We start from the raw sequence: 17,586 nt of genomic DNA, 5'->3' as shown, positions 1-17,586 counted from the left end.
TTCTAATCCCTTCTAAACGTAAATTCTTCAAAATCTTCGTCGTATGTTAGTTTAAACATTCCATTTTCATTAGATTGAACAAACAATAATTCTTTTTCTCTATTTCCTAATTTCATTATCTTATCCACAAATTCAACGAACTGAATACAATCTTCTTTATCCTTTTTATTCGGGCGATAACCTTTTGAAAGTTTAACCATCATTTCATATAACGGATAATCAATTTCTAAATATACAGGAGCTACTTTATCTTCATTGGAAAAAGCAAGTAATATATTTAATTTAAATCGATTTAAAACCTCTTCTTCTACCCCTTTCAAATGTCCTACAAACGGCTTGATTTTAAGAGACTGTGCAACCTGAGTAGTATCATTTGAATAATCCATAAATACATAATCTGACTTCGGACTTCCGTTCCATAAGAAAATTGATTTTCTCGCTAAATTATACATATCTTTTAAATCTGATCGATTCCCCTTATTAAAAGCATATAAATATTCCATATATTTTTTATAATTTTCATCCGCGAACATTTCATTTAAAACTGGAGATAAAAAGAATGACATACGTATTAACGTTTTATTGAATACCTGTCTAGATGAATCACTTAACTCAAAGAAAGGTCCCATCTCTTCTAGCCCTTCTATCCATCCATCAAGTCCATGTAAATCTAAATGTTTTTGGAAAGTATTCTTCATATTTACTGAGTTATTTAGCTCAATTAACATTTGATCTACACTATTTGATCGAAGATGAATAGAATCCATTTTAGCAATAACTGCTAGTAGATTTGATTTTTCTTGACCATCAAATAATAAATTCGGCAGTAAAGCTTCTGTTTTTTCCATCATACCTGCCCCAAGAAAATCTTCATTCCCATGAGAAGGTACTAAAATATCATAAATAAAATTAAGCATGGAGCGTGTCGAAATAATCATCTTATGCTTAACTATTGCTTCAATTAATATGCTTAAAACACCATCTCGTATCTGTTGCTGTTGCAACAACTCATAATTCACCATAAAGAATCCATTTATACCACGTTGCTTATCCTTCAAATAAGCTTGATAGAATGGATTTCTTTCTGACTCAACTACAATTCGCTTTAAAATAGATGAAAAGTAATCCGATTTTGGCCCTTCGCTAGTTAATTCAAAAGGTTGATAATCACTAAAACTAATCAAGTGAAAATTACCGCTTTGTTGATTAGTAGCAACTTCATTTGCCTCGAATATTCCTGATTCCTCAATAAATTTTGTTAAAGTTTGATAGTGCTCTTTTGCATAATCTGATTCAATAAAGTTATGTAGCACTCCTAGGTTAATAGCTAAAATTAGCTTACATCCAGAACTGTCAATCTCACTATCGCTATACGGCTTTAATACTTCCGCTAATGTATCAAGAGAACTCTTTTGTGGATCAAAACTTTCCGTAGCATCATTATGAACCGAAAATTCTTCCATCAATTCAGGATATTTATTTTTCACATACGATAATAAATGTGATTTTCCATCTCCAACGCTACCACACAAGAAAATTAATTGACTTGTATTTTTCCCTGCTGCTGTTGTTAGAGCAGACATCATATCGTTCTGTATCGTTCTTTCAACATGTAAATAATCCTTGAAAGAACTAAATTCATTAGGATTTTCTATAGCCTCTTGGGATGATTCTTTCAACTTCGAGATTTCTGCTAGTAAATAGCTCTCTCCTTCTCCAAAAATAAAGTCATCGTATTCCAAATGGTTATCTGTTTCTTCCTTATTATTCACAGATTGTTTATCTTCAATTTCTAAGCCCACTGCAATCTCAGAGTTATTTATCTCTATTAATTCCTCAGATTGATTAGGCGTATTTTGTTTACTTGCAACCTCAATTAGTAATTTTAGCTTTTCTTCTAAACTAGCAGATATCTTTTCTTCCAATCTCTCTACAATATGCAAACTACTCTTCGGCTGTGGGTGTTTATATTTCGGCGCAACAAATTTATAACTCCCGTATACTTCCATAAACCACACTGCAATTTGGAATAGATTTTTATGCATTTTAAAAGCACTCTCTACTCCACTTTCAATATGTTCGTGCGCTGCTTTATTTCCTAAATAGCGAACTGTATCAAATGAACGTGAAATTTCTTTTGATAAAATATCTTCTCTTTCTAATTTTTGAATACGATCTACTTGCTTTAAATATTGAATATCGTACAATTCATGTTCTTCTGCAATGCGTTTTGATAATAACTCCGAGAATACTCTTCCCTTAATTAAAACCGATTGGGGATCTTGGTAAAAAATATTTTCAATATCCCTCCCCATTTCCGCTAACTCAGGGAATATCTCTTGTAGAAAATCAAATGTATATTTCTCCAATGATGTAACACCTCTTAATATAAAAATACGTTTCGAATATATTCCATATTATACAATATCTATAGAGGAATTGTTGGCATTAAGAAAAAAGGGAATTAGTGGATTATCCATTCTCAATTAAAAATTTGCAAAAAAATAATCTGGGTTATATAGCTAGCTATATAACCCAGATTACCCCAACTCTTTATTATTTCAAATCTTTAATGAGCATGCATCTGTTTATCCCCTAGAACAAACTCAACTGTACAATACTATCCATCTTCTCTTCTTCTTCGTTAATCTCTAAAATCCTCTCACCCATTCGCTCCACCAAAGCAACCACTAAAGCATTTCCCATACAAAAGTATCTGTTTCTTTGTGGCATTCCTGTATTCGTCCAGTCCATCGGGAAGCCATTTAACAACTCACATTCAGCTGGTGTTAAATATCTTAGCCTTTTTGTATGAGGATCTTCTATTACATGGGAACTTCTATTACATGTTCCTTCACTTGTTAACATTGTGCGTCCAGGCTTATCTAAATCATCAGGGAAAGCCATTCCTCCCTCAGAGTAGAAATATTTATGACCTGTCGCTTTTGATACTCTTTCTTCTTTTTTAGGACCTTTAAGATACTTAAGTTCCTCAAATTCCGTTCTGCCCTTTTTGTTAACCTTATCCATTTTCAAATAATATGATTCATCTGCAGGACCAAATTTATCATATACTTTTTGAACAACTTCACCTAAAGTCTCTGGATTTTCAGTTACCGGAACTACTTCTTCAGTATAAACTTGTCCATCCATCATTACGCCAGAATTATAGTATTCAGCTTTAAATGTATCAGAAACCTCAATAATATCGACCGGCAACTCAAATTGCCCTCTTTTTTTGTTTTCTTTAGGTGCTTCATGCACATTGAAAATTGGAGCAAAGAATCCATTTTCACATAGTATTTCTAACGACTCCATTCCATTTTGAACAGATGCGAAATGAGATTCTTTTAAGTACGCAAAAATAAATACTCTTCGTCTTCTTTGTGAGTTTCCATAATCTGCGGCGTTAATAACTCTCCATTCCACTACATAACCTGCATCTCTAAAGCTAGCCAGCATAATAGAAAAATCCCGACCTCTTTGTTTTGCTGGTGACTTCAATAATCTATCTACATTCTCTAACAAAACAAATCTTGGCTTGCGAGAATTAACTATGTTCATTATCTCCCAAAAAAGAACACCTTTTTTCCCTTGTATTCCTTTTTCATTTGATAAAGTACGTGCTACAGAATAGTCTTGGCAAGGGAAGCCTCCTACTAATAAATCATGCTCAGGTATTTCCGGCCAAGCTTCAGCTATATCTCTATTTACATGTATTCCTTTATTTTCAAAGCGAGTTGCATAACAATTAAATGCATGTTGTGCTTTAGTTGAGGGTTCCCACTGGTTTCCCCAAAGAACTTCAAAGTTTTCGTTTGCTTCTAGTCCTAATCTAAAACCTCCTACTCCCGCGAAAAGTTCTACTACTTTCACCATAAATACACGAACATCCTTTCGGTATTTTATTTATCTATGCTTCATTATAATAAAAAGTGAGGAAAAGATCAACTATAACATTTCAAGAACCGTACTTTTTTGTATTTCCTTTTTTGGCTTGTACCAATTAAGAAAACTGTTCGCACTTTATCAATATTATAAAGGACATAACTCATCTTGAATAAATTCAATATAACTGTTATCTAATAATATAAACTGTCTTTTCCCTCTTATAAATTTTACTTATATAAATTTGAAACAGCTTTTTATTATAGCATAACTTTAATATGTATTGTTTAAAATCATACACCGCAGCACTGGATACAGAAAGGAGATTATTATGGACTACACTACAATAGAAGAACTAATGAAAAAAGCACATGAAGCTGAAGGAAAAACATTTGGTAAAATCGATACAACTGACCGACTCGCAAATGCAAAATCAAAAGGTGGGCTAGGACAAGTAATTGAGGAAAGCTTCTTTGGATATGAAGTAAATTCAAACGCAGAAGCTGACTTTAAACACCTTGGTATTGAACTCAAAGTAACTGCATTTAAACAAAATAAAAACGGTTCATTATCAGCCAAAGAACGGCTAGTCTTAAATATTATCAACTATATGGAAGAAGTTCATACACACTTTGAGACATCAAGCTTTTGGAAAAAAAACGAAAAGCTACTACTAATGTTCTATGAATGGGTACCTGGCGTAGACCGTAAAGATTTTCATATTACAAAAAGTCTTCTGTTCACCTATCCTGAAGCTGATTTAGAAATAATTAAACAAGACTGGGAAACCATCGTAAATAAAATTCGTGCCGGCAAAGCACATGAATTATCCGAAGGTGATACAAACTATTTAGGAGCTTGTACAAAAGGTTCCAATAAAAATTCACTTCGCTCACAACCGTATTCTGAAATTCCAGCAATGCAAAGAGCTTTTTCATTAAAGCCGTCTTATATGACAGCACTAGTTCGCAGATATCACCTAAACGAAGAACTAGTAAGTTTTACAACAACAAATGAACTAAAAGGGAAATCTTTAGAAGAAATCCTTTATTCAAAATTTGAAAATTACATAGGCTTAACTGATCAAGAAATCGCTCAAGAATTATCTATCGAGTACAAACCTACAACCAAGAACTTTGTTCCGTTACTAGTAAGCTCTTTACTTGGTATTAAAGGAACTCGACTCGATAAAATTGAAGAATTTGCAAAAGCCAATATAGAGTTCAAAACAATTCGTTTAGAACCAAACGGAAAGCCAGAACAAAGCATGTCATTTGAAACAATTGATTTTCATCAATGGACAAATGAATCATGGGAAGAAAGCGAAATTCGAGAACGCTTCTATCAAACCAAATTTTTATTCGTAATTTTTGAATTTAACCAAACAAAAAAAGAAAACCCAAACCGTAAACTCTACTTTAAAGGCATTAAGCTTTGGAACATGCCTGTCCCTACAATAGAAAAAGAAATACGTGAACTATGGGAAGAAGTTAATAAAGTTATAAATGAAGGTATTCAAATTGAATATAAAAAACGTGGTGATAAAGAAGTTGAAGTAAACAACTTACCCAAAATGACTTTCAACGGCGTTACACATATTAGACCAAAAGCTCGCAATGGTGCAGATAAAGTAACTTTACCTGATGGTCAGCACATTACAAAGCAGTGTTATTGGTTAAATAATTCGTACATAGCTGATATTATTGCTGATAAAAAGTAATACGACGTCAATTTTATTGTTGAGAGATTCACCATTCATATTAAAAAGGCAGATATCACTTTCCCCTAAAAATATCTGCCTTTTGTCCATTTGTTACTACTTCACAAATAGTACGTCTAAAGAAAAATAGATACTTAAAAGCAGGGGATAAATCATCTTATTAATCATTTTGCCAAGCCAGTTCGTAATTGTTAAAAATAATACTATATCCAAATATACCTTTTATTTTTTATCCTCTGAACAAAATCACTGTTCAGGGTTATATCTTATTGATGTTCTTGCAATATTATTTTATCGAAACATTAAACGATAAATTGTAATAAGTGCAAATTCACTATTTACATATATCACACCAAACAATATAAAACTCAAGATATGAAACCTTTCAAAACCTCGCTGAATACTGTACTGATCTCAAATTAAGCTTCTTATTTAAATTACCCTCTATTTTATAAAATTTACCGCTGTTAGTTGCACTATTATATTCGTATACCCTAATTAATTGATAAGAATTAGAATGTTCTTCCGAAAAAGCAAGTTCATTGGGAGAAATGAAGAAATCCGAATTGATACCACCCTTTGTAGTTTTAACTTCAAGATAAAGCGGTGAGCCATCTTCTTTAAAGGATCGGATATCATATCCTGCACCATCCCCTTCTACAACTGATGTATGTATAATCTTTTTTGCTAAATCATGACGTCCAGCATTGATAAATTGTGTATGTATGTAATCGAAAACAAGTAATTCTCCTAGCAAACCAATTTTTTTATTTTTTTTATTACTAACTTCAAAATCATTCTTTTTGGCGCTAAAATTATTTTCCCGTTCTTGGCGCCCCCTTTTTTCCGGTTCACTTGTTTCAAGTAAACTATTTTCTTTTACATCATAAGACGTAGATAATTCTTTTACTAAAGTTAAATCTAATGCAGTGCAATCTTCATTAGTAGCAAATTCAAAGTCTAAAAGCTGCCACTTAAATAAAACTGGATGTTCTTTTTCTAAATCATGAGCTAGATAAGCAAGTCTCCCCATATAAGTAAATGGTTCTGTTTTATTTGTTTTTGGATTGATTTTTCGAGTTCGTAAAAATAAGTAAATATTATGTTTTTGATGATCATGGCTAATAAAATCTAAGATTTGGGGATGTTTTAACCCTTGTTTCTTTTGCGATTGCCATGTAAGAACTCCCTTTTCTGTAATACTTTCTTTGAATTCTTGACCTAATTTATCCTGGCCAAAAGTTACAAAGAAAACATATTCACGTGGACGATCTGGAATTTTCACAATACCATGAATCCCCCATGTACCAGCACCAGCTGTAAATGGTGTAACACCATCAAAAACATTATATATATCTTCACGGGCATACTGATTAAGTAACTCTAATTTTTTCAACCTTCCATCTCCTTTTCCTATAATAACTAGTCTTTACAATATAGAGCTAACTCACTATAAATCTTTCTAAATACTATTAAATTAATAATTCCCCTATGTATTTCTTTCCTAAGGTACACCTTATTCCTCCTATTTTTAGACGTATAAAAATTTTTTCATATTTTATAGCCCAATCAAATAGTATATCGGAATAAAAATATATTAAAATAATTAAATAAAATTCTATCAAATAATATTGAACAACCAATTTAGTGTCTAATTTTTTATATTAGCTTTTTCACAACCATTGTTCTGTATATTATTTCCTCTTCTTCATCTAAATACATAATATCCCTTTTGTAAAGAATAGTAAATAAACTCTCCTATTCCTTTAGAAGGCATAAATTTAAAGTTCTTCATAATATTTAATTACCAATAAGATGAAATAATATATTATATATACATAGAATATAAAAAGGAGTATTCTCTCATGGCCTTACATAAATTCACACGAAAAGAATTAGATAAAATTTTTCAAAACGCTGTAGGTAATACACTTGGAGCCTGTGATGTTAACAATGTGTTTGCAAAGACTATTAAATCACCTAAAATTACCGGCATCGCTGGAGACGTTGTAGAACAATCTATCTTAGGTTATCCACCTGATACAGATAAAAAACCTGATTTAATTGTGGACGGTATTGAAACAGAAGTAAAAACAACTGGCATTCGTAGACCTAAGAAGAATAGTAGAACTAAAAACAAGTCTAATATTATTTATGAAGCAAAAGAGCCTATGTCAATTACAGCTGTTTCACCTGAATCAATTACAGATGAAGAATTTGAAACTTCTAGCTTCTGGCATAAATTAGAGCACCTATTATTAGTATATTATCACTACGATTCTCTAGAAACTGTAACAGCTGCTGAATATGCTAAATTTTTCATTGAAGGTTACCATTTCCACACGTTTTCAGATGAAGATAAAAAAATTCTAAAAAATGATTGGCTCATTGTACGTAATTTTATTCAGCACTTAAAAGATACATATGGGGACCCTAAAGCTGAATATCCTCGAATTTCTTCTGAACTACGAAAAAGTTTGATGCTGATAGATACAGCGCCTAAGTGGCCTAACAGTCCTCGTTTCCGTCTAAAACGGACTACCGTATCAACTCTAGTACAAAAACATTTTGGAGATAAATTTGAAAAGCTGGATGATACATACTTAAACTTTAAAGAACTTGATAATAAATTACATAATCTTACTCAAAAATATAAAAATAAAACGGTTAGAGAGCTCATGAAAGAATTCGAAATTCTACCAACTAAAAACGGCTCCGCGCCAAAAGCTATCTCGGAACAAATCATTGTAAAAATGTTCGGTGGATCAGTAAAAAAACTAAGTAAAATTGAGCTATTTAGTAAGATTGGAATTGTTCCAAAGTCCATAGCACAAACTACTAAAAGCCGCCGCACAGAAGATATGAAATTTTGCCAAATTGATTTTGAAGAATGGACTGATCAAAAAATACAATTTGATGAATCGTTTATCTATAATTACTTCCATGAGAAACAATTTTTATTTATTATTTTCGAAGAGCCTTCTATGAAAGCTCCATTACTAGATAATAAATTCCTTGGATTTAAGCGTCTTTCTATGAATGATAAAATTATAGAAAATGATATAAAACCTGTCTGGGAACAAGTTCGTTATTTAATTAATAATGACAAACTAGAAGAAACAATTTATTTAGATAAAAACAATGAACCTATTATCAATAAACGTTCCAATACTGTTAGAACATCAATTAATTTCCCTAAATCAACAAACAATTCATTTTTCATTCGTGGAACAGGCAGTAACGCATCAAAGAAACCACTTGTCATTAACGGTATCAGCATGTATTATCAACAACTATGGCTTCGTGGAGATGTTATTGTTTCTATGCTTAAAAATACCGATTTTATCTAAGCAATTTTTAAATTCAACCTATATATTTAATTAATTTAGTATTTATTTGACCAACTATAAATCATTTAATAGAGATATTAATTCTCACATCTCCACATCTTAATTATAACATTTTGCCATAAATAGATTGCCAATTACCACCTTCCATACCTGGCAATCTATTTAAACTATAAACCCTTTTCAGTAATATCCGTTAAAATATTGATACTCTTCATCACTAAATAACTCATTCATTGCACCTAGTACTCCATCTTCTTTTAATTTTTCACCATTCCCGCATACCACCCATAACTATCCTCCAAAAATATCCTACTCTCCCCACTATCCTTATAAAAACTCTCCCAACCCCTCTCCCTCAAAATCCCCTTCCAACTATCACTCTCCACCATCCTCTTAATCACACCATCCCAATAAGCAACCTCTTCCTCCGTCATATCTTTTGGGCCCATAATACCTTTCCAGTGCTGGAAGATGACGTTGATTCCTTGTTCCTTCCATGTTGGGATTTCTGGTAGTCGGTCTAGCCGTTTTGGTGCGGATACGGCTAGTATTTTTATTTTGCCGGCTTTGTATTGTTTTTCGGCTTCGGATAGGGTCATGGTTGCGGCGCCTATTTGTTTGTTCGTTAGGGCGTTTATGATTTTTTCTTTGTTTTCGTAGACGAAGAATTCTAGTTCGGCAGGGTTTATGCCGAATGCTTTGCTTACTTGTACGAATGATAGGTGATCGTCGTTTCCTAGGCCTGGGGCAACGCCGATTTTGAAGTTTTTCTTATCCTGTTTTAGTTGTTCCATTAGTTGTTTTGCATTTTCTATGTTTGAGTCTTTCGATACGACAACGACTTCCCAATCTGACGCTAGTGTTGCGAGCGGTGTGAAGTCTTTATATGTTAGTTTACTGTGGCCCAGTAAGTTATTCGTTATGAGTAAGCTTGAGTTAATCGCCAGTACGTGACCGCCTTTTTGTTTCGTATATTTCCATCCGACATCACCGCTGCCGCCTACTTTGTTTGTGACTGTGATTGGTTTTGTGAAGATTTTTTCTTCTGTCAGCGTTTTTTGCATCGCTCGTGCTGTTAAGTCCCATCCCGCTCCTTGAACGTTTGGCGCAACGATTTCTACTTCTTCTATGTTTACTGTATTCGTTTGAGATTTTTCCGAAGAACAACCAGCTATTACTCCTGTCATGATCCATATACATAGTAATAATCGTTTTTTCATAGTCCCCGTCCTATGCGATATTTTCGTTCTGGTCGTCCGATAATGCCGTATGTGTACTCTACTGTGCATTCGTTTGTCGCTACTAAGTATTCTAAATATCTTCTTGCGGTTGTTCGGGAAGCCCCCATTTGTTCTCCCATTTCTTCTATTGTAATACCCTCTTCGAATCCTTTTATAATCCCTTTCACTTTTTGCAGTGTTAAAGGATCAACGCCTGTCGGTAAGTTTTTTATGTCTTGTGTTTGCGAAGTACCGAAGAAATTATCAATAAGCGCTTGATTCACTTCATTGTTACTATGTAATAATTGCTTCTTTCTTTTATAGTCTTCAATCGTGCGAACGAATTTTTCTAGCGTGACTGGTTTTATAAGGTAGTTACTTACGCCGTTTCGAATTGCTTTTTCTAGCATATGGTTTTCATTTGCCGCAGTAACCATAATGACGTCAACGTCTGGAAAGTCTGCATGAATTTTTGGCAATACGTCTGTTCCGATTCCGTCTGGTAAGTAATTATCTAATAGAAGTAAATCGATTTCTTCCCTTTCTAGTAGTTCCATCGTTTCTTTCGCGTTCAATGCCTTTCCAATCACTTTTACGTCTTTTATTTTTGATAAAAACTCTTCCTGAATTTGCGCGACGCGGAAATCATCTTCTGCAATTGCAACCTTCAACATATGCCCATCCCCCTGTTTTTCATGTACTTTCTTTCAATGTTTTCGGAATGTAAATTGTAAAAATAGCTCCCCCATTTTTCTCGTTTTGAATTTCAATTGTTCCCCCTAGTAGATCTACCATTTCTTTCACGTTCGCTAGTCCGTAACCACGATCATTTCCTTTCGTTGAAAACCCTTTTTGAAAAATGGTCGTAATTTTTTCTGCCGGTATCCCTGCTCCACTATCTATCACTTCAAACACAATATCGTGCCCAATATCCGTAACAAAGAAGGAAACACTCTTCTCCTCTTGCCCACTCACCGCATCAAACGCATTATCGATTATGTTTCCAAGTATCGTAATAAGGTGTGAAACTTTTATATGATCTGGTAACGGATGAAGCGCACTATCTCCTTCAATATGAAAATCAATTTTCTTCTCAGACGCTGTTCCGATTTTTCCTAATAAAATAGCTTGTACTTTCGCATCGTGAATTTGATGGAATAAAATATGGTTTTGACTTTGATGAATATTAGATTCTTGCTGGATAAATTCAATCGCTTCTTTGTAATGCCCTAACTGCAATAAGCCAGATAAGACGAAAAGCTTATTTGTAAATTCATGCGTTTGAGCACGTAAGTCCTCTGAATACTTTCTTACCTCAGATATTGTGTTCACAAGGTTTTGCAGTTCTGTTTTATCTCTAAAACTACATACAACTCCTACCGAACTGTTGTTTTCAAGTATTGGTGTCATGTTTAAAATAAACACTTTATCTTGAAATGCGATTTCTTGATCGTTTTCTAGTACTCTCTCCATATGAAATTCCGGTAAAACTTTTGAAATGTGCTGCTGCATATAATCATCATTTACATGCAGCATCTCTTCTGCCGATGTGTTCATCATCGTAATAAAACCGTTTTGATCAATGGCGATAATTCCTTCTTTTATAGATAGTAGTATCGCGCTTCTTTCCCGGTATAACGCTGCGATTTCATTCGGCTCTAAACCGAGTGTATCTTTACGAATGCTACGTGCTAAAAGAATGCCGCCAACAATTCCGGCTAATAATACCGCTACGGAAAAGAGGATAATTTCTTTCGTTCTGCTCAGTATGTTAGATTCAATACCTTTTATTAAAAACTCTACCGTCACAACGCCTACGACTTGATCGTAGTCTCCGTTCTGAACAATAATCGGCGCTTTCGCCATTAAAGCTGGTCCACTTGCACCATTTCCCTCGAGCGTATAATAACCACCAAAAGTGAGTGCTTCATAGTTATATGGATTGTTACTCTTTGTACCAATTAGCTCCGAATTAGAATGCGAATACATAACCCCGTAACGATCTTCCACAATTACATAATCCGCACCAGCTTGCTCACGAACTTGTTCTGCAATGGATTGAATGGTACTTTTATGCTCGTTATATTGAAAAGCATCTTTTATAGCTGGCATAAAAGAAAGAGATTTAGCCGTTTGTAGTGCTAGCTGCTCCACTTGGCGCTTCGTATCAACGGACTGAATGTAAACAAATATTCCCGCTAACAGGAGAACGACAAATAAAATTAACGTAATAATTAAGCTTACTATTTTCGTTTGCAATGACACTTTGCGTGATTTCTTCATATTTCATATCCTTTGATAAAATATTCAAAACTATCAATCTCCTTTTTCTATTATTATGACAAAACTGAAAATGAAGCAACTATTAAAAATATCCATGTACATAAAGTACAAAAAGAATAAAATTGTCATAATATTGAGATTTTAGTTAAAGGACAGTACAATTCAACTACAATGAACGCGCTTTCATATTATTTTTTATTTATAAGCATGAGGAGGAATGATTATGGCTCAGGCAAAATCTAACCGAGTCGCCGGCAATATTTTCAAAGGTTCTGTCGGCAATTTAATTGAATGGTACGACTGGTACGTTTACTCTGCTTTCGCTGTTTATTTTTCAGCAGAGTTCTTTCCTAAAGGAGATCCAACGAGTCAATTACTGAACACAGCAGCTATTTTTGCAGTTGGGTTTTTAATGCGCCCTATCGGCAGTTTATTAATGGGGCGTTATGCGGATCGGCACGGACGTCGGGCAGCATTAACGCTTTCGATTACGGTTATGGCGGGTGGTTCTTTAATTATCGCCTGTACACCTAGTTACGAAAGTATCGGTATTATGGCACCAATTATTTTAGTTCTTGCCCGTTTACTACAAGGACTATCACTCGGCGGAGAGTACGGGACTTCCGCAACGTATTTATCTGAAATGGCTAGTAGTGGACGCCGTGGTTTTTATTCAAGTTTCCAATATGTAACGCTCGTTGCTGGACAAATGGTTGCGTTAGGCGTTCAAATTGTTCTTCAGCAATTACTAAGCGAACCAGATATGAAAGCTTGGGGATGGCGTATTCCGTTCATTATTGGAGCGATGGGTGCAGTAGCTGTATTATGGCTTCGCCGCACGATGGATGAGTCGGAGCAATTCGCAAACATAAAATCACAAAAACGCGAAAGCGCAGGAACCATTAGCGCTCTTATGAAACACCCGAAAGCAGTATTAACAGTAGTCGGCCTAACACTAGGAGGCACTGTTGCATTCTATACGTACACAACATATTTACAAAAGTTCATGGTAAACACAGTCGGTCTCCCGAAAGAAGTTGTAAGCTGGATTAACTTTGTCGCACTACTTATATTCGTTGTACTTCAACCGATTGCAGGGCTATTATCCGATAAAATTGGACGCCGCCCACTATTAATGGCTTTCGGTATTCTCGGAACTTTACTAACAGCGCCGATCTTCTTCTTTATGGAAAAAACGACAGACCCAATGGTAGCATTCTTACTCATGATGGTCGGCCTCATTATCGTTACTGGTTACACTTCCATTAACGCAATTGTAAAAGCAGAACTCTTCCCAACTGAAATTCGCGCACTAGGCGTAGGTTTACCGTATGCACTAACTGTTGCAATATTTGGCGGAACAGCCGAGTTCATCGCATTATGGCTAAAAAGTATCGGAATGGAATCACTATTCTACTTCTACGTAGCTGGATGTATCGCGATAAGCTTTATTACGTATTGGCGTATGGCAGAATCTTCGAAGACTTCGCAGATTGAGGCGGAGCTTAATGGTGGAGATAAACTAGCTAATAATAAATCTAGTTAAAATTACGTATTCTATGTTCTTCGTTTACCTGAACTCGATTTGCTTTATCTAAAAAAGCATAATTCATTAATATACAATTTAAAAACCTCTACTTATATGTAGAGGTTTTTGTATGACGAAAAAACACGTAGTTCCATTGTTATTTTACAAACCCCAAATTCTTCCTCATCTTAAAGTGGAACAAATTTATTACTTAGAGTGTCTAATAAGTGTATTTCTAATAGTAGTTGTCCAGATTGGATACAACATATCCCGTTTGACATCTATTTTTATGTATTACAAAAAAAAGAAAGGACTTATTATTCCCAAAAGTAAAAAATATGTATTGTAATACTTTCACAGGTGAGCCATTACAAGTGAAAACAAAAAAGAAATAACCCAAACCGTGACTTATCAATCATATAAAGTGAAACTTTAATCAGTGGGGGTTTTGTTCATCCCCCGCTGATTATTAGTTAAACCAATCGGGCTTTTACGGGCAGTTGATTCCCCACCTAACTTCTTTGCTTCCGCTGAATTTTGAGATGGGGGTCTTACTGCCCACAAATAGCGGGATAAACGTTTTGGATGTCATTTAACCCGTGAAATTTTAGCTGTAGTAGTATTGTTACCCTATGCCATCCTTAATTGCATTGGTATTTAGAATACCTAGACAAAATCCATATATTCTTGAAAGAGGTTGAAAATTTATGTTCGTTTTAAACAAGTTCTTTAACATTTTACATTACAAAAAGATTGTGCCTGTAGTATTACTTTCATGTGTATCACTTATAGGCTGTTCCAATAGTAACACTCAATCTGAACCACCTAAAAAAACGAATCAAGCTAATCAAATTAAACAAGAAAATACAGGTAATCAATCTTTCGCTAAACTTGAAAAAGAATATGATGCTAAGCTTGGTATTTATGCACTGGACACAGGTACAAATCAAACTGTTGCTTATCATTCAGATGATCGTTTTGCATTTGCATCTACATCTAAATCATTAGCTGTGGGCGCTCTTTTACGCAAGAACTCATTAGAAGCTCTTGATCAAAGGATTACGTATACTCATGAAGATCTTTCTAATTATAATCCAATTACTGAAAAGCATGTTGATACAGGAATGACGCTAAAAGAACTTGCAGATGCTTCTGTTCGATATAGTGACAGCACAGCACATAATTTGATTCTTAAACAGTTAGGGGGGCCCTCTGAATTTGAAAAAATCTTGAGAGAAATGGGAGATACTGTTACTACTTCAGAACGATTTGAACCTGAATTAAATGAAGTGCATCCAGGAGAAACACATGATACCAGTACACCAGAAGCGATAGCTAAGACACTTCAATCATTTACATTAGGAACTGCACTTCCAATAGAAAAACGTGAACTATTAGTAGATTGGATGAAGAGAAATACAACTGGAGATAAATTGATTCGTGCGGGCGTACCAAAAGGATGGGAAGTAGCTGATAAAACAGGCGCGGGATCTTACGGAACAAGAAATGATATCGCAATTATTTGGCCACCAAATAAAAAGCCGATTGTTCTTGCTATACTTTCTAATCATGATAAAGAAGATGCTAAATACGATGATAAACTTATTGCAGACGCAACCAAAGTCGTGTTAAATACCTTAAAAGCTACGGAATAAGTGATAATAGGTTAAAAGTTTTCTATTTTAGGCGGGTGTTTTCATCAACTAAAAATTTAATAGTGTCCCAAAAACGAAATTTGGTGCTAACTTGTAATAAAAAGCTCATTTTTATTGTTTGGGGGATAAATCGTTCTTTAAGCTTGATGGCGATTTGGTGCTATCCCTAAAACATCTGGACTTTAATAGCCAACTAAAAAATGCAAACAAAAAGACCTTTAATCAGTCGTTTTGTTTGCATTTCCTTTTTCTAAAACTACAGAAAAGATAAGTACTATAGTTAACACCATAATAAACCTTACTTCACTTCCATCACTTACAAAAAATGAATACAAAGTATAAATTAAAATTAATATTCCATAAATAACTTTGTGCAATGAACTCCCCCCTTTTTGCCGTATATATTTTAGTGTAAAAATTCAATTCAAGCCCTATATCAAAATGAAAATAAAAAGCACCTGTGATATACACAAAGTGCTTTTCTCTTGTCAATTTATCTATTTCCACTATATTTATCTATTTTCTTTTTATAACTCAAATTTCTTCGAATCGTACTTTTCTAGAGTTTGCTGCAATTCATTTTGTTCATATGGAATATGTTTATCTGTCTGTACATTTTCAACATTTTCTCCACCTGTTAATAATCTCCTGTACTTAAAAGAGTGCCCTGTTAATACTGTTGTAATCATTTTGTATTGCCCTCCTTTTGTTTGACTACTTGTATCATAAAACAAGTATCTGAAGTTGATATGTAGTTTATCTAGAGTGTATGTAAATTTAAAAAATCTCTAATAAAATGTTTATGTTGTAACGTTACCACCAAAACTAGTGCTTCAAACACCATGATTTGAAGAGACAGTAACCCATATTCTAGCTTGAATTCCCGCTACAGTTCTATATTGAGTAAAACCGGTTGATTCCTATAATATAAAAAGAGCACCACTTTTTGGATGCTCTTCGTTATAACTATATATTATTTAATTTCCTTCTTTTGTTGGTACCATTTTTCCTTCTTGAGAGTCTGTGCCCTCTGTTCTTTCAACAGTTTTTGCATGCTCTGGTTTTTCAGGGGCTCCCATTTCAAATCCAGGTTGAGAATCTGTACCTTCTTTTGTTGGTACCATTTTTCCTTCTTGAGAATCTGTACCTTCTGTTCTTTCAACAGTTTTTGCATGTTCTGGTTTTTCAGGGGCTCCCATTTCAAATCCAGGTTGAGAATCTGTACCTTCTTTTACTGGTACCATTTTTCCTTCTTGAGAACCTGTGCCTTCTGTTCTTTCAACAGTTTTTACATCTCCTTTAGGAGTTGCTGGCACTGCATCTTTAGGTAAATCAAAGTTTTGTGAGAAAGACGTTGTTCCATCTGCACTCTGTGTAATTACTTGATTTGAACTATTTTCATTTGACTTTAAATTGTCCATTTTCGCATCATCTGCACCTACTGCACCTCCCGCTACCAATCCTGTACTTAAAAGTGCTCCTGCTAATAATGTTTTAATCATTTTTCATTACCTCCTGTTTATTTGTAATATTCATCAAAAAAGTATCTAGAGTTAATGTTTTAGTCATTATCTTTATCTACTTGCTTTTTGATTACATTTAGCATAAGACAAGAATCTATAGTTGATATGGACTGTATCTGGAGATTATGTAAAGAAAAATAGACGATCAATTGTATGTCCTAATGGATGCTTAGACAAGATTGAAACTTTATATGAGTTTGAACAATTGAGCTCCCCTTTGTTTTTGGGTGTGAGATTTTTAGCTGGAGTGGAGTGAAGTGAGGGACTAACCTTTTCTAATTTGAAAGCAAACTTTTTATTATTAGTTTACATTCAAAACACTGTAAATAAAGATGTTAAAAATCAGTGAACAAAAAACCACATCTCATTGATGTCCACCCCATCAGAAGTATGGAAGGGAATTAAATATAATCCTTCCC

13 protein-coding genes are annotated in these 17,586 nt (G+C 34.2%); 4 read left to right on the top strand and 9 right to left on the bottom strand.

Going from position 1 to position 17,586, the window contains the following annotated elements:
• Positions 1–2: 2 nt before the first annotated feature.
• Both dptF and dcm read right to left on the bottom strand, forming a co-directional pair.
• Positions 3–2,369: a DNA phosphorothioation-dependent restriction protein DptF gene (dptF, locus tag QUF93_RS07130; protein ID WP_289358297.1), complete on the bottom strand. Its 2,367-nt coding sequence runs from the start codon at positions 2,367–2,369 to the stop codon at positions 3–5.
• A gap of 226 nt (positions 2,370–2,595) precedes the next feature.
• The gene (gene dcm, locus QUF93_RS07125) at positions 2,596–3,879 is read right to left on the bottom strand and encodes a DNA (cytosine-5-)-methyltransferase (RefSeq protein WP_098910065.1); all 1,284 of its coding nucleotides are present in this window, start codon (positions 3,877–3,879) and stop codon (positions 2,596–2,598) included.
• Positions 3,880–4,219: 340 nt separating this feature from the next.
• Here dcm and QUF93_RS07120 point away from each other — a divergent pair, with 340 nt between their 5' ends.
• Complete coding sequence (locus QUF93_RS07120; RefSeq protein WP_289358296.1) at positions 4,220–5,608, top strand: Sau3AI family type II restriction endonuclease; 1,389 nt, start codon at positions 4,220–4,222, stop codon at positions 5,606–5,608.
• 385 nt (positions 5,609–5,993) lie between these two features.
• Here QUF93_RS07120 and QUF93_RS07115 read toward each other — a convergent pair whose 3' ends face one another.
• Complete coding sequence (locus tag QUF93_RS07115; protein ID WP_289375245.1) at positions 5,994–7,004, bottom strand: DUF3427 domain-containing protein; 1,011 nt, start codon at positions 7,002–7,004, stop codon at positions 5,994–5,996.
• 469 nt (positions 7,005–7,473) lie between these two features.
• Here QUF93_RS07115 and QUF93_RS07110 point away from each other — a divergent pair, with 469 nt between their 5' ends.
• Positions 7,474–8,958: a MutH/Sau3AI family endonuclease gene (locus tag QUF93_RS07110; protein WP_289358293.1), complete on the top strand. Its 1,485-nt coding sequence runs from the start codon at positions 7,474–7,476 to the stop codon at positions 8,956–8,958.
• A gap of 257 nt (positions 8,959–9,215) precedes the next feature.
• Here QUF93_RS07110 and QUF93_RS07105 read toward each other — a convergent pair whose 3' ends face one another.
• From QUF93_RS07105 to QUF93_RS07095, 3 genes are read right to left on the bottom strand one after another with little or no spacing between them, the layout of a single operon-like run.
• On the bottom strand, positions 9,216–10,178 hold the full coding sequence (locus tag QUF93_RS07105; RefSeq protein WP_289358292.1) for a tripartite tricarboxylate transporter substrate binding protein: 963 nt from the start codon (positions 10,176–10,178) through the stop codon (positions 9,216–9,218).
• Positions 10,175–10,852: a response regulator gene (locus QUF93_RS07100; protein ID WP_289358291.1), complete on the bottom strand. Its 678-nt coding sequence runs from the start codon at positions 10,850–10,852 to the stop codon at positions 10,175–10,177. The genes QUF93_RS07105 and QUF93_RS07100 overlap by 4 nt, the downstream gene beginning before the upstream one ends.
• Positions 10,853–10,871: 19 nt before the next feature.
• Positions 10,872–12,461, bottom strand: a complete 1,590-nt coding sequence (locus QUF93_RS07095; RefSeq protein ID WP_289375243.1) for an ATP-binding protein — start codon at positions 12,459–12,461, stop codon at positions 10,872–10,874.
• 223 nt (positions 12,462–12,684) lie between these two features.
• Here QUF93_RS07095 and QUF93_RS07090 point away from each other — a divergent pair, with 223 nt between their 5' ends.
• Positions 12,685–14,007, top strand: coding sequence for an MFS transporter (locus tag QUF93_RS07090; RefSeq protein ID WP_289358289.1), 1,323 nt, complete (start codon positions 12,685–12,687; stop codon positions 14,005–14,007).
• A gap of 689 nt (positions 14,008–14,696) precedes the next feature.
• Positions 14,697–15,644 (top strand): class A beta-lactamase BlaIII, encoded by a 948-nt coding sequence (blaIII, locus tag QUF93_RS07085; protein ID WP_151304840.1) that lies wholly within the window; start codon positions 14,697–14,699, stop codon positions 15,642–15,644.
• Positions 15,645–15,862: 218 nt separating this feature from the next.
• Here the strand turns inward: blaIII and QUF93_RS07080 are convergent, their stop codons facing one another.
• From QUF93_RS07080 to QUF93_RS07070, 3 genes are all read right to left on the bottom strand, one after another.
• A complete protein-coding gene (locus QUF93_RS07080) occupies positions 15,863–16,021 on the bottom strand; it encodes a hypothetical protein (RefSeq protein WP_002087303.1) in 159 nt (52 codons plus the stop codon).
• Between the two features lie 150 nt (positions 16,022–16,171).
• Positions 16,172–16,333: a hypothetical protein gene (locus tag QUF93_RS07075; protein WP_289358288.1), complete on the bottom strand. Its 162-nt coding sequence runs from the start codon at positions 16,331–16,333 to the stop codon at positions 16,172–16,174.
• Between the two features lie 288 nt (positions 16,334–16,621).
• Positions 16,622–17,146, bottom strand: coding sequence for a hypothetical protein (locus QUF93_RS07070; RefSeq protein WP_289358287.1), 525 nt, complete (start codon positions 17,144–17,146; stop codon positions 16,622–16,624).
• Between the last annotated feature and the right edge of the window lie 440 nt (positions 17,147–17,586).

Origin of the sequence: Bacillus hominis, assembly GCF_030348325.1 — a bacterium.
Lineage (GTDB): Bacteria > Bacillota > Bacilli > Bacillales > Bacillaceae_G > Bacillus_A > Bacillus_A hominis.
Note: the sequence above shows the minus strand (reverse complement) of the source record. Positions and strands in the feature narration are given on the sequence as shown.